Origin of the sequence: Bacillus cereus group sp. N14 (genome assembly GCF_016483555.1) — a bacterium.
Lineage (GTDB): Bacteria > Bacillota > Bacilli > Bacillales > Bacillaceae_G > Bacillus_A > Bacillus_A wiedmannii.
The window spans coordinates 1-237 of record NZ_JAEHBQ010000135.1 but is presented as its reverse complement, the minus strand read 5'-3'; the positions used below and the strand labels follow the sequence as shown (position 1 = coordinate 237).

Sequence of the window (237 nt, the reverse complement as noted above, 5' to 3'; positions counted from 1 at the left end):
CCCAGACGCCTACACTGAAGGCAAGCCCTAAAGCTACTTCGGGGAGACCCAGCTCGCTCCCGGTGCGATTGGAATTTCTCCGCTACCCACACCTCATCCCCGCACGTTTCAACGTGCGGGGGTTCGGGCCTCCATTCAGTGTGACCTGAACTTCACCCTGGCGATGGGTAGATCCCCGGGGTTCGGGTCTACGACCACGTCCTACCCGCCCTAATCAGACTCGCTTTCGCAGCGGCG

General features: G+C 61.6%; 1 rRNA gene. It reads right to left on the bottom strand.

Annotated elements, in window-relative coordinates:
- Positions 1-237 (bottom strand): 23S ribosomal RNA (locus tag JDS82_RS29430); the annotation flags it as partial.